20 protein-coding genes are annotated in these 21,797 nt (G+C 61.3%); 12 read left to right on the top strand and 8 right to left on the bottom strand.

The window, feature by feature from the left end; translation table 11 throughout:
- Positions 1-85: 85 nt before the first annotated feature.
- Positions 86-229: a hypothetical protein gene (locus AAC071_RS04010; protein ID WP_339830260.1), complete on the bottom strand. Its 144-nt coding sequence runs from the start codon at positions 227-229 to the stop codon at positions 86-88.
- A 292-nt stretch (positions 230-521) separates the two neighbouring features.
- Between AAC071_RS04010 and AAC071_RS04005 the strand changes: the two genes are divergently transcribed.
- From AAC071_RS04005 to AAC071_RS03995, 3 genes are read left to right on the top strand one after another with little or no spacing between them, the layout of a single operon-like run.
- Positions 522-1,130 (top strand): shikimate kinase, encoded by a 609-nt coding sequence (locus AAC071_RS04005; protein WP_339830258.1) that lies wholly within the window; start codon positions 522-524, stop codon positions 1,128-1,130.
- Entirely contained in the window at positions 1,123-2,241 is a 1,119-nt protein-coding gene (gene aroB / locus AAC071_RS04000; protein ID WP_339830256.1) for a 3-dehydroquinate synthase, read from the top strand. Before AAC071_RS04005 ends, aroB begins: the two co-directional genes overlap by 8 nt.
- A gap of 1 nt (position 2,242) precedes the next feature.
- On the top strand, positions 2,243-3,535 hold the full coding sequence (locus AAC071_RS03995; protein ID WP_339830254.1) for an HlyC/CorC family transporter: 1,293 nt from the start codon (positions 2,243-2,245) through the stop codon (positions 3,533-3,535).
- Here AAC071_RS03995 and AAC071_RS03990 read toward each other — a convergent pair.
- A complete protein-coding gene (locus AAC071_RS03990; protein WP_339830252.1) occupies positions 3,532-3,816 on the bottom strand; it encodes a BolA family protein in 285 nt (94 codons plus the stop codon). The two genes, AAC071_RS03995 and AAC071_RS03990, sit on opposite strands and share 4 nt — an antisense overlap.
- Before the next feature lie 105 nt (positions 3,817-3,921).
- Here AAC071_RS03990 and AAC071_RS03985 point away from each other — a divergent pair, with 105 nt between their 5' ends.
- From AAC071_RS03985 to cobT, 3 genes are all read left to right on the top strand, one after another.
- Positions 3,922-4,593, top strand: coding sequence for a J domain-containing protein (locus tag AAC071_RS03985; RefSeq protein WP_339830250.1), 672 nt, complete (start codon positions 3,922-3,924; stop codon positions 4,591-4,593).
- A gap of 129 nt (positions 4,594-4,722) precedes the next feature.
- The gene (gene cobS / locus AAC071_RS03980) at positions 4,723-5,694 is read left to right on the top strand and encodes a cobaltochelatase subunit CobS (RefSeq protein WP_339830248.1); all 972 of its coding nucleotides are present in this window, start codon (positions 4,723-4,725) and stop codon (positions 5,692-5,694) included.
- Positions 5,695-5,718: 24 nt separating this feature from the next.
- On the top strand, positions 5,719-7,638 hold the full coding sequence (gene cobT, locus AAC071_RS03975; RefSeq protein WP_339830246.1) for a cobaltochelatase subunit CobT: 1,920 nt from the start codon (positions 5,719-5,721) through the stop codon (positions 7,636-7,638).
- 4 nt (positions 7,639-7,642) lie between these two features.
- Here cobT and AAC071_RS03970 read toward each other — a convergent pair whose 3' ends face one another.
- The gene (locus AAC071_RS03970) at positions 7,643-8,266 is read right to left on the bottom strand and encodes a metalloregulator ArsR/SmtB family transcription factor (protein ID WP_339830245.1); all 624 of its coding nucleotides are present in this window, start codon (positions 8,264-8,266) and stop codon (positions 7,643-7,645) included.
- Positions 8,267-8,418: 152 nt separating this feature from the next.
- On the opposite strand from AAC071_RS03970, the gene AAC071_RS03965 reads away from it, so the two are divergent.
- The 3 genes from AAC071_RS03965 to AAC071_RS03955 all read left to right on the top strand — a co-directional run bounded on the left by AAC071_RS03965 (position 8,419) and on the right by AAC071_RS03955 (position 12,306).
- The gene (locus AAC071_RS03965) at positions 8,419-9,591 is read left to right on the top strand and encodes an MFS transporter (protein ID WP_339830242.1); all 1,173 of its coding nucleotides are present in this window, start codon (positions 8,419-8,421) and stop codon (positions 9,589-9,591) included.
- A gap of 71 nt (positions 9,592-9,662) precedes the next feature.
- Positions 9,663-11,075: an MATE family efflux transporter gene (locus AAC071_RS03960; RefSeq protein ID WP_339830341.1), complete on the top strand. Its 1,413-nt coding sequence runs from the start codon at positions 9,663-9,665 to the stop codon at positions 11,073-11,075.
- A 91-nt stretch (positions 11,076-11,166) separates the two neighbouring features.
- Entirely contained in the window at positions 11,167-12,306 is a 1,140-nt protein-coding gene (locus AAC071_RS03955; RefSeq protein WP_339830240.1) for an esterase-like activity of phytase family protein, read from the top strand.
- Here the strand turns inward: AAC071_RS03955 and AAC071_RS03950 are convergent.
- The 3 genes from AAC071_RS03950 to meaB form a co-directional block, all read right to left on the bottom strand.
- Positions 12,224-12,904 (bottom strand): hypothetical protein, encoded by a 681-nt coding sequence (locus AAC071_RS03950; RefSeq protein ID WP_339830238.1) that lies wholly within the window; start codon positions 12,902-12,904, stop codon positions 12,224-12,226. The two genes, AAC071_RS03955 and AAC071_RS03950, sit on opposite strands and share 83 nt — an antisense overlap.
- A gap of 157 nt (positions 12,905-13,061) precedes the next feature.
- A complete protein-coding gene (rpmB, locus tag AAC071_RS03945) occupies positions 13,062-13,352 on the bottom strand; it encodes a 50S ribosomal protein L28 (RefSeq protein ID WP_339830236.1) in 291 nt (96 codons plus the stop codon).
- Positions 13,353-13,451: 99 nt separating this feature from the next.
- On the bottom strand, positions 13,452-14,495 hold the full coding sequence (meaB, locus tag AAC071_RS03940) for a methylmalonyl Co-A mutase-associated GTPase MeaB (protein ID WP_339830234.1): 1,044 nt from the start codon (positions 14,493-14,495) through the stop codon (positions 13,452-13,454).
- Between the two features lie 143 nt (positions 14,496-14,638).
- On the opposite strand from meaB, the gene AAC071_RS03935 reads away from it, so the two are divergent.
- Positions 14,639-15,502 carry a DUF3108 domain-containing protein gene (locus tag AAC071_RS03935; protein WP_339830232.1) on the top strand — a complete coding sequence of 288 codons (864 nt, stop codon included), beginning with the start codon at positions 14,639-14,641 and terminating at the stop codon, positions 15,500-15,502.
- 6 nt (positions 15,503-15,508) lie between these two features.
- On the opposite strand, the gene AAC071_RS03930 is transcribed toward AAC071_RS03935, so the two are convergent.
- Positions 15,509-15,757 (bottom strand): hypothetical protein, encoded by a 249-nt coding sequence (locus AAC071_RS03930; RefSeq protein WP_339830230.1) that lies wholly within the window; start codon positions 15,755-15,757, stop codon positions 15,509-15,511.
- Positions 15,758-16,048: 291 nt separating this feature from the next.
- Entirely contained in the window at positions 16,049-18,205 is a 2,157-nt protein-coding gene (scpA, locus tag AAC071_RS03925) for a methylmalonyl-CoA mutase (RefSeq protein WP_339830228.1), read from the bottom strand.
- 271 nt (positions 18,206-18,476) lie between these two features.
- Here scpA and AAC071_RS03920 point away from each other — a divergent pair, with 271 nt between their 5' ends.
- Both AAC071_RS03920 and AAC071_RS03915 read left to right on the top strand, forming a co-directional pair.
- The gene (locus tag AAC071_RS03920; RefSeq protein WP_339830226.1) at positions 18,477-19,175 is read left to right on the top strand and encodes a hypothetical protein; all 699 of its coding nucleotides are present in this window, start codon (positions 18,477-18,479) and stop codon (positions 19,173-19,175) included.
- A 194-nt stretch (positions 19,176-19,369) separates the two neighbouring features.
- Complete coding sequence (locus tag AAC071_RS03915; RefSeq protein WP_339830224.1) at positions 19,370-21,775, top strand: ATP-binding protein; 2,406 nt, start codon at positions 19,370-19,372, stop codon at positions 21,773-21,775.
- Positions 21,776-21,797 lie beyond the last annotated feature (22 nt).

Below are 21,797 nucleotides of genomic sequence, written 5' to 3'. Positions count from 1 at the left end.
GACATTCGCCCCTTGGGCAACCACCGATGCAACGGGCATCGTGACGGAAAAGACAAGCGCTAAGCCGGCGGCGCAGCGCCCCTGCCTAGCGCGGAAACTGACCATCGGGGAGAACCTTCTCCACAGCCTGAACCTCGGGCGCAACAGCCCGATCAAGATAAAAGAGCCCGCCGACCATGCCCACCACAAGTACGGCAATGACGACAAGAAGCCCGGTAATGCGGCTCATCGAATCTTCCTTCTCCAGGTCCTTGGCGGACCTTCGGTTTATGCCGCCATAACGGGGAAAAAGCCTTAGGCCCACCTTGCGGCGAAAATGGGGCGTGACCTAGGCACCGCCGCACCCTATCTGCAACCACTGCCTCGCTGGAACCGTGCTAACAATCCATTAGGATGATGATTTTCCGCCACTTAACGGCCCTGTTTGGCAAGGAAACCGGCCGGAGAATAGATCAGCAAGGTTAAGGCCGCTATATCAAGCGGACATACGCGACATCGTTGATACCCAATCGGACAGGAAAATGGCGGAAAGCGAGCAGTGCAGCACGGCGGAAATGGAGCAAGGTGAAACACTTGCCCCGGTGCCGCTTGACGCGCGTTCGATCGTGCTGGTCGGGTTGATGGGTGCCGGCAAGACGACGGTCGGCCGTCGCCTGGCTCGTCGGCTTGGCCTTGAATTTGTCGATGCCGATGCCGAGATCGAACAGGCCGCCGGCGAAACCATCCCGGAGATCTTCGCCCGCCACGGCGAGGCGGCCTTCCGCGCCGGTGAACGCCGCGTCATCAAGCGCCTGCTTGCTGGCCCACCACATGTGCTGGCAACAGGCGGCGGCGCATTCATGGACCCGGTGACGCGCGCCAATATTGCGGCACGCGGCGTCTCGGTCTGGCTGAAAGCCGATCTTGATGTGCTGATGAAGCGGGTCGCCAAGCGCGGCGACCGGCCGTTGCTCCAGAATGGCGATCCGCTGACCACGATGAAGCGGCTGATTGACGAGCGCTATCCGGTATATGCCCAGGCTGACATATCGATCGAGAGTGTTGAAGGTCCGCATGAGGCAGTCGTTGAAACCATCATCGGCAAGCTGAAGGAATTTCGCGGTTCCGTCGATGGAGAAAGCCATGACTGATACCATTCGAAAAGTGAGGGTCGATCTGGGCGACCGGACCTACGATATTCTGGTCGGTCCCGATCTGATCGCCGAGGCAGGCTCGCATCTGAATCCGTTGTTGCGCCGCGCCCGCGTTGCCATTGTGACCGATCAGACGGTGGCGCATCTTCACCTGACCGGTCTGCAAAAGAGCCTTGAGGCCGCGAATATCCGTCACGATGCAATCGTGCTGCCGGCCGGCGAAAGCACCAAGTCCTTTGCCGAACTGGAAAGACTGACGGAGTGGCTGCTTGAAACCGGTATCGAACGTGGCGATCTCGTTGTCGCCCTTGGCGGGGGCGTGATCGGCGACCTGACCGGGTTCGCCGCAGCGATCTTGCGGCGCGGCGTCGATTTCGCGCAGATCCCGACAACCCTGCTGTCGCAAGTTGACAGTTCTGTTGGCGGAAAGACCGGCATCAACACGCGGCAGGGAAAGAATCTGGCCGGCGCCTTTCACCAGCCGCGCATGGTGCTTGCCGACGTCACGGCACTCGACACATTGCCGATGCGCGAGTTTCTCGCCGGATATGCCGAGGTCGTCAAATACGGGCTGATCGGTGATCGTGCCTTTTTTGACTGGTTGGAAGGAAATCTCGATCGCCTGAAGGCTGGCGACCGCGACGTGCGCATTCATGCCATCATCAAAAGTTGCGAAGCGAAAGCGGCAACGGTTGCTGCGGACGAACGCGAGGGTGGCGTCCGGGCCCTGCTCAATCTCGGCCATACATTCGGCCATGCGCTGGAAGCAGCAACAGGGTTCTCGCAGCGACTCATCCATGGTGAAGGTGTCGCTATCGGTATGGCACTGGCATTCGACCTGTCGGTGCGCCTCGGACTCTGCCCCGGCCAGGACGCCGAGCGCGTGCGTCGGCATCTGACGCGCGCCGGCCTGCCCACGCGGCTCGGCGACATCCCAGGAGACCTGCCGGATGCCGACACACTTATCGCCCTCATGGGGCAGGACAAGAAGGTCGTCGACGGCAAGCTGACCTTCATCCTTGCCCGCGGAATCGGCGAAGCCTTTATCACGCGCAACGTGGAAACATCTCCCTTGCGCGCATTATTGCGGGAACGGGAGCCCGCCTGACATGTTGTCTCTTGGCCTCAGCGCCATTCTTGGCGCCATTCTCTTGTTGCTGCTCTTTTCAGCGTTCTTCTCGGGCTCGGAGACGGCGCTCACCGCCGCATCGCGCGCACGCATGCACCGTCTTGCCGAAGAAGGCAGCCGGCGCGCCCGCACGGTCCTCGCCCTTACCGAAGATCGCGAACGCCTGATTGGTGCCGTCCTGCTCGGCAACAATCTCGTCAACATTCTGGCCTCGGCCTTGGCAACAAGCCTTTTCCTCGCGCTGTTTGGTGATGCAGGCGTCGTCTACGCGACACTGGTGATGACGGCCGTTGTCCTGGTGTTTGCGGAAGTGGCTCCCAAGACCGTCGCCATCACCAATACCGATCGTGTGGCGCTGGCGGTTGCGCCGATTCTGCGCATCGTGACCTTTGTGTTCGGACCGATTACGGCGGCGGTGCAGTTCATCGTGCGCCACGCCTTGCGGCCTTTCGGTCTCGATGTCGGCGAAAACCAGCAAGTTCTTTCTGCGCATGAGGAGCTGCGCGGTGCGATCAACCTGCACCACCACGAAGGCAGCGTGGTCAAGATCGACCGCGACATGCTGGGAGGAATTCTCGATCTGCGAGATCTCGAGGTCAGTGACGTGATGGTACACCGCAAGAACATCGTGATGATCGATGCATCTCAACCCAACAGCGACATCATCTCGCAAGCGTTGGCAAGCCCGCACACGCGCATTCCACTCTGGCGCGACGGCCCGGAAGACATCGTCGGCGTCCTGCATGCCAAGGATCTGCTACGCGCACTTTCAGGCGCCGAATGGAAGGCAGATACAATCGACATTCTTTCGATAGCAACCAAGCCCTGGTTCGTGCCGGACACGACCGCACTGCAGGATCAGCTCAACGCATTTCTTCGCCGCAAGACGCACTTCGCCCTCGTCGTGGACGAGTATGGCGCGTTGATGGGTCTGATCACGCTGGAGGACATCCTTGAAGAAATCGTCGGCGATATTCGCGACGAGCACGATATCGAAGTAGCGGGCGTGAGGCTCCAGCCTGATGGCTCGGTCATCGTCAGCGGTGTTGTGCCTATCCGCGACCTCAACCGCGCCTTCGATTGGTCATTGCCTGACGAAGAGGCGACGACCATTGCCGGCCTCGTCATTCACGAAGCGCGCACCATCCCCGATGTCGGCCAGACCTTCACCTTTCACGGCTTCCGCTTCGAGATCCTGCGCCGCCAGCGCAACCAGATCGCCCAACTCCGCATCGCACCCGCCCGCAACCTCAAAACAGGCACGGGAGACTAGTCCGTTTCGGCTGCCGCTTCCTCCGGCGTCAACGCACGGATGCCAAGCGCATGGATTGGATGGTCCATCTCGTCCTTCAGCGCCGTCATGACCATACGCTGTCGCTCGATCCGCGATTTTCCCGCAAAACCGGAAGCAACGACGCGGACATGAAAATGGCTCTCGCCGCCTGGCCGGTGCCCGGCATGACCCTTGTGGAGATGCGACTGGTCCTCGATCTCGATCACGATCGGGGTGAGTGCCGACTCAAGCTTGCGGCGCATGGTCTCGGCGACAGACATCTGGATTACCGGCTAACCTGTTTGTTAATGCAGCTTTGTCAACTTGAAGGCGAAACGCCACATGCTTTCTTGTTTTAGGTCCGGCGCCAACCCATAATTTGAACCGTGAAACTGAACTCGAAATACTTCGATTCGATCCGGATCGCACCGCGCAAGATGCGTGGTCTGGAGCAGCCTCCGCGTGCGCGCGCTTCCGCCCATGAAGCGCCCCGAAGTTGCGATTGGGCCGGGTGCCGCGAAACGGGCCTCCATCGGGCCCCCCGCACCGCTGCAGCAAGCCGGCCGGACGCCGATGCCGACGCCCAGTATGTGTGGTTCTGCGCGACCCATATTCGGGAGTTCAACAGCAATTACGACTTCTTCAAGGGCATGACCGACGCCGAGGTCGCCGCTTTCCAGCGCGATGCGCTGACAGGTCATCGACCAACCTGGAATTTGGGCGTCAATGCCGCGAATGCGGCTTTCGGCCCCCGCTTTGGCGCCCACATGGGCCGAGCTTCGCCTTTTCGCGATTCCTTTGGCTTTTTTGAGGATACCGCAGGGTCAACTCGTCCTGAGGAGCCGCAAATGCGGCGCAAGCCCCGCGCATTGGAGCAGCAGGCGCTGGATACGTTGGGTCTGGACGGGACCGCCTCCTTGAACGAGATCAAGGCACGGTATAAGGAACTGGTCAAAAGGCACCATCCCGACGCCAATGGCGGCGACAGGTCGGCCGAGGAGCGTCTCCGCAAGGTCATTCAGGCCTACGATTACCTCCGGAAGAGCGGCTACCGCTGATCGGCGACAGGCAATGACGGGCTGGAAACGCCCTCTACCGGGCGGCGCGCCGGCTTGGGCAGGAACGATCGAGTTTTGGACGACACGCAGGGAAGTAGGCCAGGAATGAGCTTCGAAGCACGAAACGGTATGACCGAGAATCTCCCGGACAAGAAGGTTTCGGTCCGCGAGACCTTCAAGATCGACTTCGACATGGAGGTTCCGGCTTTCTCGGAGCCCAATGAATATGTGCCGGATTTCGATCCCGACTACCTGTTCGACCGCGACACGACGATAGCGCTGCTGGCCGGCTTTGCCTTCAACCGGCGCGTCATCGTTCAGGGCTATCATGGCACCGGCAAATCAACCCATATCGAGCAGGTTGCCGCGCGCCTCAACTGGCCGTGCATCCGCATCAATCTCGACAGCCATATCAGCCGCATCGATCTTGTCGGCAAGGACGCGATTGTCCTGAAGGATGGCAAGCAGGTGACCGAATTCCGCGAAGGCATCCTGCCCTGGGCGCTGCAACATCCCGTGGCGCTTGTCTTCGACGAGTATGACGCCGGACGCCCGGACGTGATGTTCGTGATCCAGCGCATTCTCGAGGCCTCGGGCAAGTTGACGCTTCTCGACCAGAACCGCGTCATCCGTCCGCACCCTGCGTTCCGCCTTTTCGCGACGGCCAATACGGTCGGCCTGGGCGACACTTCGGGTCTCTATCATGGCACACAGCAGATCAACCAGGGTCAGATGGACCGGTGGAATATCGTCACCACCCTGAACTACCTGCCGCACGCCGAGGAAGTGAATATCATGCTCTCCAAGCTGAAGAGCTATGACACCGAAGAGGGCCGCAAACAGATCGCAGCCATGGTCCGCGTTGCCGATCTCACGCGCTCGGCCTTCATCAACGGGGATATTTCGACCGTGATGAGCCCGCGCACGGTGCTGACCTGGGCGGAAAACGCCAGGATCTTCGGCGGCGATGTCGGTTTTGCCTTCCGCGTCACCTTCCTCAACAAATGCGACGAACTCGAGCGGGCAACGGTCGCTGAATTCTATCAGCGTTCCTTTGGCGAGGACCTCCCCGATTCGGCGGCCAACATAAAGGTCGCCTGACAAACCCGAAGAGCGACACGGCCCATGAAATCGAAGGAAGGCCCCGTCGAACCGTTCAAACGCGCGCTGGCTCAAACCATGCGCACGATTGCGGCTGAGCCGGAGCTGAACGTCACATTCGGCACGGAAGCGCCGGGCCTGCGTGGCCTGCGCGCCCGCCTACCCCTGCCGAGCCGCGCGCTGCCACCCGAGGAAGTGGCGCAGGTGCGCGGCGTTTCCGACGCCTACGCGCTGCGCCTCGCCCATCATGACGAAAAGATCAATGCGACGTTGCAGCCCGAGGGCGGCAACGCGCTTGCCGTGTTCGATGCAGTGGAACAGGCGCGTGTCGAGGCCATTGGCGCCAATCAGATGGCGGGCATGTCGAAGAACCTGACCGCTGCATTGGAACAGCGCTGCGCATCGCGCGGCTATGATCGCATTACGTCACGCGATGAGGCGCCGCTGGCCGAAGCAGTCGCCATGATGGTCCGCGAGAAGCTGACTGGCGAGGCACCACCCCCGTCGGCCCGCAAATTGGTCGATCAATGGCGGTCATGGATCGAGGACAAGGCCGGCAAGGATCTGGATCGTCTCGGGGAAGTGATCGGCGACCAGAAGGCATTTGCGCATGCGACGCGCGACATTCTGGCCGATCTCGATATGGGCGACGAGCTCGGCGAAGCGCCAGACCAGTCCTCCGACGATGCCGACGAGCAGGAAGGCGACAGTCAGGACAGTTCCGAGCAAAGTCAGTCGGGCGAAGCCGAACAGCCTGAAGGCTCGTCCGCGGACCAGGTAGAGTTCACGGAAGGCGAGGGCGAGGAAGGCGACGAACAGACGGTTGAAGTCGATTCCGACGACATGCCATCTGATGGTGACACGGACGAGACCAGCGAAGGCAATCAACCCTGGCGTCCGAACCAGCAGGGCGATGACAAGAATCGCGCCGCCTACAAGATCTTCACCCCGCAATATGACGAAGTGATTGCGGCCGAGGATCTCTGCGACATCGAGGAACTATCTCGCCTGCGCCAGTATCTCGATCAACAACTGCAGCAGATGCAGGGTGTCGTTTCGCGCCTCGCCAATCGCCTGCAACGCCGGCTGCTGGCGCAGCAGAACCGAACCTGGGAATTCGACCTTGAGGAAGGCATCCTCGACGCGGCGCGGTTGACGCGCGCCGTCGTCGACCCGATGCAGCCGCTCGCCTTCAAGGTCGAGCACGACATGAACTTCCGCGACACGGTGGTGACGCTCCTGCTCGACAATTCGGGCTCGATGCGCGGCCGGCCGATCACGGTTGCAGCCATGTGCGCCGACATTCTGGCCCGCACACTGGAGCGTTGCGGCGTCAAGGTGGAGATTCTCGGATTCACGACACGCGCCTGGAAGGGCGGTCAGTCGCGCGAACGCTGGCTCGCCGAAGGCAAGCCCGCCCAGCCCGGCCGCCTCAACGACCTTCGCCACATCGTCTACAAATCGGCCGACAGTCCCTGGCGACGTGCACGGCGCAATCTCGGTCTGATGATGCGCGAAGGCCTGTTGAAGGAAAACATCGACGGCGAAGCGCTGATCTGGGCCTATAACCGCCTGCTGGCGCGACCGGAGCAGCGCCGCATCATGATGGTGATTTCGGACGGCGCGCCAGTCGACGATTCGACGCTGTCGGTCAATGCCGGCAACTATCTCGAGAAGCATCTGCGTTCGGTCATTGAGCAGATCGAGACTCGTTCGCCGGTCGAGCTGATCGCCATCGGAATTGGCCACGACGTAACGCGCTACTATCGACGCGCCGTTACCATTGTCGATGCCGAACAGCTCGGCGGCGCAATGACCGAGAAGCTCGCAGAGCTTTTCGACGATGAGACGACGCTGCGCCGCGGCCAGTTGAAGGCACGCGGCCAGGACGCGCCAAAGAAGCGGGGCGGCGTCTCTGCCCGGGCGGCCCGCGCGGTGCGCTAGACGATCACGCGGCCTTTCCGATCCGGTATGTACAGCGCCGCCCGCCGTCGAGCAGATATTCCTCACGTTCGACCCGCGCGCCATCGCCCAGCATCATGCGAAAGAGCGTGAGTTCAGACCGGCAGAAACCCCGACAGGCCGTTGCTGCGGCACAGATCGGGCAGTGATCCTCGATCAGAATGAAATCCTCGCCGTCGCATTCGACCCGCGCCATGTAGCCCTCCGCGGCGCGGACCGCCGCCAGCGCCTCGACCCGCGCCGCGAGCGACGTCGCGCCGGCCAGCGCCTTGTCGTAACTCATCCGCATGTCGCGCTCGCGCTCGGCGACGAGCCTGGAGAGGCCATCCTCGCCAAAAAGGCGGCGCACATCGCCGATCATCTTGGCCGTCAATTCCGCATGGGCGTCGCCGAAGCGCACATGGCCAGCGGACGTCAACCGCCAGAACCTCCGCGGGCGCCCGACACCTTCGGACTTGTCGAAGGACTCGATCTGACCGGCCTCGCCGAGCGCGTGCAGATGGCGGCGCGCGCCCATCGAGGTCATCGACAATGCGTCGCCGAGCATCTCGGCGGTTTGCGGACCGTTTTTCTTGAGGAGGTGCAGGATACGCGCGGGCGTCGAATGCATAATAACATCATGCCGCCACAGGACCTGTTTTTCAAGTTATTCGATTACAAAATAAGTGATCAATCTCAATGGCTTGACAAGAGAGGTTACAAATTTCCTTTATTTTAAAAACATTATTGTTTATTTAATAAATCTCCTTCGGAGCGCCGCTCATGTCAGGCTTGGCCCCCGTTCAGCCTCGTCGCAAGCGCAGCCTCGCTGCGGCCATCATCTCGATGGGGATGGTCAATCTGTCGATGGGCATCGCCTTCCCGCTCGCCGCCCTGATCATGGCTCGCCAAGGCGCGGAACCGGGTCTGATCGGGCTTTCGGCCGCGGCACAAGCGGCGCCGGTGTTTCTGATCTCGCCAATCGCGCCGTGGATCATGCGCCGCTTCGGACCGGCCAATGTGATGATCGGCGGATTGTTGCTGGCCGGCTTCTCGTTCCTGTTGATCGGCTGCTACGCCAATTTCCTAGCCTGGTTCCCGCTTCGCTTCCTGCTCGGCGTCGCCGGCACACTGCTATGGGCGACCAGCGAGGCATGGATCAACGCGCTGGCCGAGGATGCAAAGAGAGGAAAGATCATCGGTATCTATGGCGCCTCGGCGGCAGCCGGCTTTGCGCTCGGACCGGCAACGCTGGTGGTGCTCGGAACGGGTGTCGAGCCCTTCTATCTGGGCGGCGCATTGATGATTGCGGCCGCCATTCTGGTCACCACCGCGGACAAGAGCCGCAACCACTTCGAGAAAACCGAAAAATCGTCCCCGATGTGGCGTCTGGTCTTCGTCGCGCCGGCAGCGCTGCTGGTCAACGTTTTCTATGCCGCCGCCGAAGAATCTCTGGTCACGTTTTTCCCGCTCTATGCAATCCGCTCCGGCATGGCCGAAAGCGGCAGTCTGGCACTGCTGACCGTCGCCGCGGTCGGCGCCATCGTCATGCAGCCGATTGTCGGCGTGGCCGCCGACCGGATGAACCGGCTCCGCCTCCTGATCGGATTGGTACTGGCGACGATTGCCGGCTACGCGTTGCTGCCCTTCGCGGTGCCCATGTTGATCGCGACCGGGATCGTCCTCTTTCTGGTGGTCGGTCTCGCCAACGGCATTTTCACGCTCGGCATGGTGCTGGTCGGCGAGCGTTTCCGCGGCGCCGAACTGGCCGGCGCCAGCGCCTTCACAACCGCCATGTGGGGCACCGGCGCCCTGATCGGCACGCCGCTTTCGGGCTTTGCGATGCAGCTCTGGGACCCGCAGGGTCTCGTGCTGGCAGTCGTTCTGATCTTTACAGCCTATCTACCGTTTCCGATCATTGCATTGCTGCAGGAACGCAAATCGCGAATCGCTTGAAATTTGCGCTTGAGATTCAGACGGATACGGATAATCTGCGCGGCTTTTCTCCGTTCAGGGCTTTCATCGTCATGCGCGCCGCGCTTGCCACATTCCGCTCGGATCATCGTCTCTGGATCGACGAGGCGAAGGCGACGCTTGCCTTGTCGTGGCCGCTGATCTTCACCAATCTCGCACAGGTCGCGATCAACGCCACCGACGTGCTGATGATGGGCTGGCTCGGTCCGGAAACGCTGGCCGCCGGCACGCTCGGGTCGAACCTCTATTTTCTCGTCTTCATCTTCGGTATCGGCCTGATGACCGCCGCCTCGCCGATGACCGCCGCCGAGCTCGGCCGCCGCAAACATTCCGTGCGCGACGTGCGCCGCACCGTGCGTCAGGCCTTCTGGGCGGGACTTGCGATTGTCATACCGTTCTGGGTGGTGCTCTGGAACGCCGAGTGGATTCTGCTCGCGCTCGGGCAGGAACCGGTGCTGGCTCAGGAGGGCGCGTCCTATGTGCGGGCCATGCAATGGTCGCTGTTGCCGATGCTCTTTTACATCGTGCTCCGCGCCTTCATCGCCGCGCTCGAACGGCCGCGCTGGGCCTTCGTCATCAGCGGCATCGCCGTTCCGTTCAATGCCTTCGCCAACTACTGTCTGATGTTCGGACATTTCGGTTTTCCGGCGCTGGGTCTCGTCGGCGCGGGCATTGGCAGCGTGCTCTCCTGCAGTTTCATGTTCGGCGCACTGAGCCTTGTTGTGCTCTTTGACCGGCAGTTTCGCCGCTACCACCTGTTCGGCCGTTTCTGGCGCGCGGACTGGTCGCGCTTCCGCGAAATCTGGCGGCTTGGTCTGCCGATCGCCGTGACGCTCGGCCTTGAGGTATCGGTCTTCAACGCCGCCGTCTTCCTGATCGGCCTTTTCGGCGCCGCCTCACTGGCCGCGCACGCCATCGCCCTGCAGATCGCCGCCATCTCCTTCATGGTGCCGCTCGGTTTCTCGCAAGCGGTCACGGTACGCGTCGGCCGCGCATATGGCGCCGGCAACCGCGATGCAATCCGCCGCGCTGGCTGGACGCCGTTCGTCATGGGTGTCGTCTTTATGGGATTTATGGCGCTGGTGATGATCCTCTTCCCCTATTCGCTGATCGGCGCCTTTATCGACCGGACAGCGCCCGAAAACGCGGGCGTGATCGAGCTTGCCGTCACTTTCCTCGCCGTCGCTGCGCTTTTTCAGGTTTTCGACGGCGCGCAATCGATCGGCGTCGGCATGCTGCGCGGCCTTCACGACACGCGCGTGCCGATGATCTATGCGGGCATCAGCTATTGGCTGATCGGCCTGACATCTGGCGTGGTGCTCGCATTTCCATTCAAAATGGAAGGTTTCGGCATCTGGCTCGGCCTTGCAACGGGCCTCGCTGCCGCGTCGTCGCTGATGCTTTACCGCTGGCTGCGGCGTGGCGCGCTGCGGCTCGACGAAGCCCCATGGGCACGGCGCACCTGAATCCCTTGTCTGTCAACCGCACACCGATATGATGCCTCCCGGCCGAGCCGTCGGCCGGATTCCCGGCGGTCCGAAGCAGAGGATCCGTAAATTGCGTCGCCCGACCATGATTGCCGGTCTGCTGGTTGTCTTCGCATTTGTTGCGATAAGCGCGCCGGTCTATTCCCCTGCCCATGCCGAAGCCGAGCGCATCGACATCAAGACAAACCCGCTTGTCTGGAACCCGGAAGACCGCAGCGAAACGCGCACCGGAAAGCTGGAATGGGCCGGTGGCATCGAAATCAGATCGCCGAAGACGGAATTCGGCGGCTGGTCGGGCTTGGCCATCAGTTCGGACGGCACGGTACTGCTTTCCGTTTCCGATGAGGGGCATTGGCTGAAAGCAAGGGTCCTCTACGACGAAAGAGGCCGGCTGTCCGGGCTGGCGGAAGGTCACATGGCACCGATGCTGGGTCTCGACGGCAAACCGATCGCAGGAAAGATGCTCGGCGATGCCGAAGGCCTTGTGGTCGATACGGCCAACCCGCTGGAGGGCCGTGCCTATGTCAGCTATGAGCGGGCACACCGTATCTGGCGATACAATCTCGGTGAGGCGGGATTCGCAGCGCTGCCCGAACAACTCCTGACTCAACGCCATTTCGGCCGTCTCAAGACCAATGCGGGCATCGAGTCAATTGAATTGCTGCCGCGTCTCGAAGGCGATGGTGAACCGCGCATCCTCGCTGTCACGGAGGACACATTCGATCCGCGCGGCAACCTCAAGGCCTTCATTGCCGATGGCCACGATATTTCATGGTTCGCGGTAAAGCCCCGCGAGCCGTACAAACCGACGGATATGGCTTTGTTGCCGAATGGCGACCTGCTGCTTCTGGAGCGGCGTTTCTCGATGCTCGCCGGCGTCGGCATGCAGATGCGCCTGATCGAGAAGGATGACATTGTGCCAGGAGCACTCGTCGACGGTCCGGTTCTGATCGATGTCGGGCAGCGCTATTCGATCGACAATATGGAGGGACTGGCCGTTCGTGAGGACAGCAATGGCGACCTGCTGATCTACGCGATATCCGACAACAACTTCAACATGCTGCAGCGAACGCTTCTGTTGATGTTTCGCCTGAGCGGAACATCCCCCGCAGCAACTGCCGATACGATCAGGCACCCCCAAAGCCAGACAGCGGACGAATGGTCCGGCGCAGCATCCCGGTCGGAAGAAGCTGCAGCAGCGCCCAACTGAAATACAGTCCAGCCTCGACAATGAGCCGCGCGATCAACGCATCGTCCCATGAAGCTGTCGGTCGCATGCTGAAGGCAACGGAAAAAGCCAATCCCCCGATCAATGCCGCCAGAAAGGGCGCCTTCCACCAGGGAATACCACGCACCCAATCGAAGGTCAGAATATTGACCAGCTGCGCGAGCGCCATAGCGCCGGCGAAGGCGGCTGCCTCGGGATAGGGAGCGATCTCCCGCTCGAAATCGACGATGATGCCGTCGCGCAGTGCCCAGAAAAGTGCGCCGCCGATCAGCACCCATGCGACAAGGGCCGCAGTGAGCGTGAGGGCCGGCCCATAACGGCGGCTGGTCAGATTGAGAATGAAGAAAACACCCGGCAGAACCACAAGACCCCATGTCAGCCAGGCCGACGCGTCAAGCCGGGTATCGAAGATAGCCAGATAACGCCCCTCGGCGACCGGCATTTCGCGAAGAAAATATGCGGAGAGAAAGGCCGTGCTCAAGGCAAGGACCGGCACGATCAGGCGCACGATCGTCGTGATCAGCCGCGCAACAAAGCCCGGCCGGCTGATCGGCACTCGATCAACCCCGCTATCCAGCATCCGCACACCCCCAATTACATCGGGCAAAGTCTAGCGGCGCGTACCACATCCTGAAAAGGGGACATCCGGACTTTCGATAAACTGGGTAAAATTCGCCGGAAAAGAAAAGGGCGGCCGAAGCCGCCCGTTCCCGGATATTCGCAGAAGCTGGCCCCCGTCATGCAGCCGCGGCCTGGGCCTTTTCGACCGCACGCTTCAGTTTGAGCGCACGCGAGGACAACTGCGCGTCCGCGGCTTTGAGAAGAAAGGGGTCGAGCCCGCCATTATGCTCCACCGAGCGAAGCGCATGCGCCGAAATGCGCAGACTGACCTGCCGACCCAGCGCATCGCTGATCAGCGTCACCTGGCAGAGATTCGGCAGGAACCTGCGCCGGGTCTTGCGGTTGGCGTGGCTGACATTGTTGCCGGACATCACGGCCTTGCCGGACAGTTCGCAGCGGCGGGACATGGGAATTTCCTTTGCAAATTCGTCGGGCTGCCGCAGTTTCCCGCGCAGCCCTTTCAGGCGGGCACGTATAAAAGGCCCGCAGGGGCCAGTCAAGGCCGTTCAGGCCTGTTCTGCGGTCCCGAACACCAGGTCCAGAAGCCGCCTCGCAGCGGCCGTAGGGGTCGACTGTCCTTCCTCGACCTCCCGTTCCAGTTCAGGCATCAATGCGGCGGCCTTCGCATCGCTCTTGAGCGTCGAAATCAGGCCCTCACGCAGCTCGGTCCAGAACCAGGCCCTGGCCTGATCGGCCCGTAATCGGGCGAGATCGCCAGACGCCGTCAGGGCCGCCCTGTGCGCCTCGGCTGCCTGCCAGACCTTGTCGAGCCCCTCGCCCTTGAGCGCAGAGGCCAGCAGCACATGCGGCGCCCAGGCGGGCGTTTTGGGCCGCATCAGGTGAAGAGCCGCCTGATACTCGGTCTGAGCGCGCCGCGCAGCGGGCACAAGATCGCCATCGGCCTTGTTAACCACGATCAGATCCGCAAGTTCCATGATACCGCGCTTGATCCCCTGCAATTCATCGCCGCCGCCCGGCGCAAGCAGCAGCACGAACATGTCGACCATGTCGGCCACGGAAGTCTCTGACTGGCCGACGCCCACTGTCTCGACGAGAATGACGTCATAACCGGCCGCTTCGGCCAGCAACATCGCCTCGCGTGTCCGCCGTGCGACACCGCCAAGCGTCCCCCCCGACGGCGAGGGCCGGATAAAGGCATTGGGATCCCGCGCCAACAGCTCCATGCGTGTCTTGTCGCCGAGAATGGAGCCGCCAGTCCGGGCCGATGACGGATCGACCGCCAGAACGGCCACCCGCAGGCCCTTGCCGGTCAGAAGCCGGCCAAATGCTTCGATAAAGGTCGACTTGCCAACGCCCGGGGTTCCGGACAGGCCCAATCTGACGGCCTTGCCTGTTTCAGGCAGCAACTCGGCCAGCAGCGCCTGAGCAATTGCCTGATGGTCCGCACGGGACGATTCGACCAGCGTAATGCCCCGTGCCAACGCACTTCGGCTACCGGAACGGATTCCGGCGGCCAGTTCGGCTGGATCCGGCAACGCCCGGTTCAGGGTCTGCCGTTGATGATGCTTTTGATCGGGTCCACTTGCCATGCCAGTTGCATACTTGGTCAGGACAGCCCGCGTCCAGCCCCGGACGGCCATCTGAGTGGCTGTTCATCGCCGGTTCATGCGGAATTATCGATCATCAGTCGAGGCACGGTCTCTGGCGGACCGGCGCAATCCAGAGAGGATCAATGGCCCGTATCGAACGTGGAAATGAGTGGCGCAGGGTGGCAGGTCTCATGCTGACCATGACCACGGTCGTCCTTGTCGCCGCGTCGACATCCACTGGCGCCGCGCCGGTTCCAGCCGAACGGGAGGCCCGGATGCCCGGCGTGACCGCCGATTACACTGTCTATATCGGCGGCTTCAAGGCAGCCGAGGGCAGCATCAATGCCACCTTGCGCGGTGAAAATTATTCAATGACAAGTTTTCTTGGCGTTGCCGGCGTTCCGAAGAACTTCCTCGACGCGAAATGGACGATGGAAAGTGCGGGTCGCATTGATGAGGCGCGGATTCAGCCGCAGCGTTTTACCTTTCAGTCCGACGAGAAAGGCAAGATCAAGCACCGCGAAATGACCTATGACGGTACGGACCGTCCGGAAACGACATTTGATCCACCACTACCGCCGCATGAAGACATTTCCGTACTTCCCTACGAACGGCAGAATACGCTTGATCCGATCAGCGCGTTGCTGGTGCCGGTCGCCGCAGGCGAGAATCCCTGCAACCGAAGACTCGCCATCTTCGACGGCAAACGGCGCTACGACATCCAGCTGGCTTTCGACAGCGAAGGCACGGTGACAACACGCAACAAGGGCTACAGCGGCATGGCCATCCGCTGCTCGGTTCGAATGATCCCTCGCAGCGGAATGAAGCAGACGAGCTTCACGAAAATGCTTCAGCAACGCGGCAATGCTCATATCTGGCTTGCCCCGATGAATGACGGAAACATCTATGTTCCCGTTCGCATTCAGGTAAGAACGCCGATCGGCGGTGCCGTCATGGACGTGGTGAGTCTTCGCCAGTACGCAACGAGAACTGCGGCGGTTCGATAAATGGGCTCAGCTCTCGTCCGCCCTTCCTGCTGCTGATGAACGGCTCACTTCTGCGTAGAGCGCACGCAGCCGCTTGACGAGGTCGTCCTCAGGCGAGGTTCCGGCCTGCTCGATTTCCTTCAACAATCCTTCAAGCCGCGTCGACAGCATGTCGTAATACGCACGCTGTTGCGCATCCGGATTCTTCATCCGGGGATCGCTCATGTCGACAAGACGCCGCCGCTTTGGGCGTGCAAAGCCTTCTCCGGTGCTCATCACACCTCCAGAGATCTCTCATTGCTGAAACCTGTGCGGCGGTCATGTTTTCCCGGGGTTTCCCGACCCGGGAGGGCACAACTCACCTGGCATGGCCCATTGGCGGCGGCTCTGAGATCGTTTGAGCGGCACGCGTGCCATCACCTGTCCGAATCTCTGTCCGGACGTTCGCGGTTGAGATAACGGCGCTTGTGAGCAGTTGCAACATCGAACAATCGCGTCGTGCGCATTTGACGCACGCCGCGCCTTATTCGTAGGCAGACGGGAGAATTGGCGATTTTACGGGCAGCCTCAGGCCGCCCGCCGCCTTTTTTCGCTGATAAGCTTCAGGATTTCCAGCGCTGCCGCCGGAATATTCGTGCCCGGGCCAAATATGGCAGACGCACCGGCCTTCTTCAGGAAGTCGTAGTCCTGTGCCGGAATGACACCACCGCAGATGATCAGGATGTCGTCGGCCCCTTCGTCCTTGAGCGCCTTTGCGAGCGCCGGCACAAGCGTTTTGTGCCCGGCGGCAAGACTTGAAATGCCGATCACGTGAACGTCATTTTCGATTGCATCGCGCGCCGCTTCTTCGGGTGTCTGGAAAAGCGGACCCACATCGACATCGAAGCCGAGATCGGCGAACGCAGTCGCAATCACCTTCGCACCGCGATCATGCCCGTCCTGCCCCATCTTGACGACCAGCATACGCGGCCGCCGGCCTTCGGCCTCGGCGAACGCTTCGATCTCCTTGGAAATCTGCATGAAGCCCTCATCCCCTTCATAGGCCTGAGCATAGACACCGGAGATCGACTTGATCTCGGCGCGGTGCCGGCCAAACACCTCTTCCATGGCATCCGAAATTTCACCAACAGTCGCGCGCGCACGGGCCGCGTCGACGGCAAGCGCCAGAAGATTGCCGTCGCCTCGCGCTCCCGCAGTGAGCGCCGCCAGCGCCGCCTTGCATTTCGTTTCGTCGCGCTCGGCGCGCACTTTCTTGAGGCGTGCGATCTGCGAGTCGCGCACCTTTGCATTGTCGATGTCGAGGATTTCGAGGGCATCTTCCTTCGGCAAGCGATACTTGTTGACGCCGACAATCACCTCCTGCCCGCGATCGATCCGCGCTTGCTTGCGTGCAGCGGCTTCCTCGATCCGAAGCTTCGGCATGCCGGTCGCGACCGCCTTTGTCATGCCGCCAAGCTCTTCAACCTCCTCGATCAGCTTCCAGGCCTCGCCGGCAAGCGAATGTGTGAGGCTCTCCATGTAGTAGGAACCCCCCATCGGATCGATGACATTGGTGATACCGGTCTCGTGCTGGATGACGAGTTGCGTATTCCGTGCAATGCGCGCTGAGAAGTCGGTAGGCAGTGCGATCGCCTCGTCAAGCGCATTTGTGTGGAGCGACTGGGTGCCGCCCAGAACCGCAGCCATCGCCTCGATCGTGGTCCGGATGACGTTGTTGTAAGGATCCTGTTCGGTCAGCGAAACACCGGATGTCTGGCAATGCGTGCGCAGAATCGACGACTTTGCATCCTTGGGATTGAACTCCGCCATGATCTTCGACCATAGAAGCCGCGCGGCACGCAGCTTCGCGATCTCCATGAAGAAGTTCATGCCGATTGCAAAGAAGAAGGAGAGACGCGGTGCAAATTCGTCGACGTCCAGACCTGCAGCCAGCGCAGCGCGCACATATTCACGCCCATCCGCAAGCGTGAATGCAAGCTCCTGAACCTGCGTCGCACCCGCTTCCTGCATGTGATAACCGGAAATCGAGATCGTGTTGAATTTCGGCATATGGCGGGAACAGAAACCGATGATGTCGGCAACGATCCGCATCGACGGTTCGGGCGGATAGATATAGGTGTTGCGGACCATGAACTCCTTGAGAATGTCGTTCTGGATGGTGCCGGAGAGCTGATCCGGCTTCACGCCCTGCTCTTCTGCCGCCACGATGTAGTTGGCAAGGATGGGGATGACGGCGCCGTTCATCGTCATCGACACCGACATTTCGCCGAGCGGAATCTGATCGAACAGAATCTTCATATCCTCGACCGAGTCGATGGCAACACCGGCCTTGCCAACATCGCCGACAACACGCGGGTGGTCGCTGTCATAGCCGCGATGGGTCGCAAGATCGAAGGCAACCGAGAGTCCCTTCTGGCCGGCGGCGAGATTGCGCCGATAGAAGGCGTTCGACTCCTCGGCTGTCGAGAAGCCGGCATATTGTCGGATGGTCCATGGCCGTCCCGCATACATCGTCGCCTGCGGACCGCGTGTGTAGGGCGCAAATCCCGGCAGGCTATCCGCGTCGTATCCTTCGCCCGCGATCCGTTCCAGATCGCTCGCCGTGTAGAGCGGCTTGACGTCGATACCCTCTGGCGTCTTCCAGACGAGAGACGCCGATCCGGCACCCTTGGTCTGTTTGCTGACTGCGGCTTCCCAGTCGCGAAGCGTCTTCTTGTCGGCCATCTCGTCTCTACCCGCTCGAAATTCGAAGGAAATCTGTACAGCGACATCCTAACATAGCGCCGCCGGCCCCAAAATGCGGGCGGAGTATCGGGGAACCGCAAGACAGGGTCAAACCACCTTGAAGAGGGGGCGGATGCAACCTGCCGTTGCGGCAGATCGACCGAAATTCCCTTGCCGGTGCTGGCCGTCAATCGACACATGCCTTACGCTGGGGCTGCTTCGACATTGGCATCCATATCCGCGATGCCGCAGAAGAAAATTGAGGGGAAGAATGCCTGCAACCCGAATTCGCCTTGGCGCGTCATCCACCGCAATCATGCTGCTTTGCCTGGCGGCGTTCGCGATAACCGCCTGCAGCGGCGGCGGCGCCGCACGCAAACGCGACGCCGACGGGCGCATCATACCGACTTTGGCGGAGCAGGATCCGGTCGGCACACTCTATGCGAAATCGATCAGCGACGCGGCGCGTGGCGAATGCGACGATCGAACGCTTGATGTTTTGACCTGTTTTTCCTACCGCGGACACGGATATGAAGGCGCGCAGACCGCTCTCGGTCAATGCCTGATCGCAACCGGCAGCAACAGCGAAGGGCTCGTGTGGATCAACCGTGCCGCGGGTGCGGGCTGGGCGGACGCGCAGAAGCTCCTGGCGCAGCTATATCTTGCAGGAGACGTGACGCCACGCGACGGGGTGCAGGCGGCCAAATGGGCAAAGCTCTACACCCGCAATCCGTCTCTGCTTTCGCTTGGTGTACAGCCGGACCGGAATTTCACTCTGGCATTTGAGGGCGAAATAACGACCGGCGAGAATGCGGAGGCCGACAGGCAAGTCGCGGCCTGGTCGCCGCGCTACTGGGTCCCGACCACGCAGGTCGACCAGAACGTCAAGCGCAGTTGCGAGGTCGAAGGCCGTCGCCCGCCCCGGACGCGCCAGGACGTGCCCCTGATAACGGTCCCAGACGTCTACTGACCACTCTGAACTCCACTGCAAAAACGTTGCATCATCTGCCCGCACCCTCGCGCCGGCAGATGATGCGCCGTGCCTGCACGGCCAACCTGGCGGCCATTTTCTCCATAAAACCCTGCGTTTAGGGAAACTTTACTTCCCTCCCCTAAACCTTTCACAGGTGGGGTCGCTAGCTTGGGGGAGGAGACCCCGTTCATATGCCCGGCACGCCAACGGACACGAAGCCATCCGCGGGGCTTGTGGCAAGTCTCGCACTAAGGTTGTTCGATAACGCTCCCGGGAACGACGCCTCTCCGGAAGCCGATACGCGCTCGCGCCGCGTTCGCCTTGAGCTCTACCGCTCGGTGATGACGACCTTCCGAACGCTGCCGATCTACTTCCCCGCGATCGTCGGCGCTATAGCGATTGCCTTCGATCCCGCCGCACCTGTTCCGGTCGTCTTTGGCTGGTGGCTTGTCATTCTGGTGATCCATCTTGAGTACGCGCTGTTTCAGAGGCGCTTTTTCTCTGCCAACGAGGACGGAATAGATCCGGATACATGGATCACGGCGACGGCAATCCGCTACTGGATCATGAACATCGTCTGGGTCGGCCTCATCCCGCTTTTCTGGCAGGCGGACGGCAACATCCAGAACCTTGCCGTCCTGATGATCTTCATCGTCCATGTCGTGATGTCGGCCCAGACGGCGTTTCCCGTGACCGCCCTTCTGATTGCGGCAACGCTGCCGGTCATGGCAGCAGTCATTGTTGTCGGAATCTGGACCGGCGAACAGACATTCGTGGCGCTCGGAATCGCCTGCATCCCGACCTACCTCTACCTCTCCCGCATTGCGCAGCAGCAGCGTGCGGCAGCAACCGAAACGCTCGAACTGCGCTTTCGCAACGCCGATCTCATTCGCGATCTGGAACGCGCGCACGACATGTCGGAAACGGCCCGTCTTCACGCCGAGGAAGCAAACGCCCAGTTGCTTCGCCGCGAGCATCACTTCCGCGCCCTGGTCGAGAATGCCTTCGATGTCGTGCTCGTCACCAATGAAGAAGGTGTCATCCAGTATGCCTCGCCGGCAGCCGAAAAGATCGGCATCCCGCCGGATGCGCTTGTGGGCTTGAACGGCATCGACCTTCTGTCGCCCGAACAACAGGAAACGTTGCGCGAGGACGCCGTCAAGGCCAGTGACGATTCACGGCCCACCGCCCGCACCTATGAACTCCTGATCCCGCGCTACGAGAACCGTGCAATCTGGATCGAGGCCACGGTCACGAACCTGCTGAAGGACGAGAATGTCCGGGGCTTCGTCGTCAATCTTCGCGACATTACACAACGCAAACGGGCCGAGAACGAACAAAAGAGCCAGTTCCGCGTGCTGCAGGCGCTGGCAACCGGCCTTGCACTCGACGAGGTGATGTCGCTTCTGGCGCTGGGCGCCGAGGAAACGAACCCGGGTGCACGCGCGGCTGTGTTCCTGCTTGATGGCGAGGAAAACCTGATCACCTGTGCTGCTCCCCACCTTCCGACCGATTTCGACGATTGGGTAACGCGCTACTGGAAGGAACAGCGCAACGGACCCTTCGGCGAACTCGCCCTTGCCGGTCACAAGATCATCGCAACCGATCTGCAGGAAGAACAGCACGGCCCCACGGTCACGCCCTATATGCGCAAGGCAGATATCCAGACCGTCTGGTTCCAGCCTATCCTGTCGCACAACGATCGCGTCGTCGGTGCCTTCGCCATGTATTTCCCGGACCCGCGCCAACCGGGCCCTTGGGAGGACGCCTACCTGCTTGGCGCCGCACATCTGGCCGGCATTGCCATCGAGCGGCGGCGCGCCGAACAGAGCCTCAAGCAGGCGACCGAAAATGCCGAAATGGCTAACCGTGCCAAGACCAAGTTCCTCGCCAACATGAGTCACGAACTGCGCACGCCGCTGAATGCGATTATCGGCTTCTCCGAGATCATGCGTGACGGTATGTTCGGCCCGCTCGGCAACGAGCGCTATCGCGACTACGCGATCGACATTCACGACAGCGGACGTCACCTACTCAATGTCATCGATGACATTCTCGATATCTCGAAGATCGAAGCGGGTCGCTACGCGATCGAGGAACAGGAAATCGACCTGGCGGATGTTCTTTACTGGTCCGCCGAAATGATGCGGGCGCGCACGATGGACAAGAACCAGATGGTATCGCTCGATCTCCCCGACAGCATGCCGCACATCAATGCCGACCAGCGCGCCATGCGGCAGATCATGCTGAATTTGCTGTCGAATGCAGCCAAGTTCACGCCGGCCGAGGGCCGCATCGATATCGGCGTTGCGCTGACAGAAACGGGCGAACTGAAGGTCGCCGTATGTGACACGGGAATCGGCATACCGGCCGACAAACTTGGTGAGGTAATGGAGCCGTTCGGCCAGGTCGACGACACCAACGCCCGTCAGCACGGCGGTACCGGCCTTGGCCTCCCGATCACGAAATCGCTGATCGAGATGCACGACGGCGAGTTCATACTGGAAAGCACCGTCGGTATCGGCACAAGTGCGACGATGATACTGCCGGCATCGCGCCTGATATGGGCGAAGACGGGCGAAGCCGCGGCGCACTGAGCCGTCACCGGCAGCTCCGCCC

It is taken from the genome of uncultured Parvibaculum sp., assembly GCF_963975745.1.
In the GTDB taxonomy this organism is placed as follows: domain Bacteria; phylum Pseudomonadota; class Alphaproteobacteria; order Parvibaculales; family Parvibaculaceae; genus Parvibaculum.
This window is presented reverse-complemented; position numbering and strand designations above follow the sequence as displayed.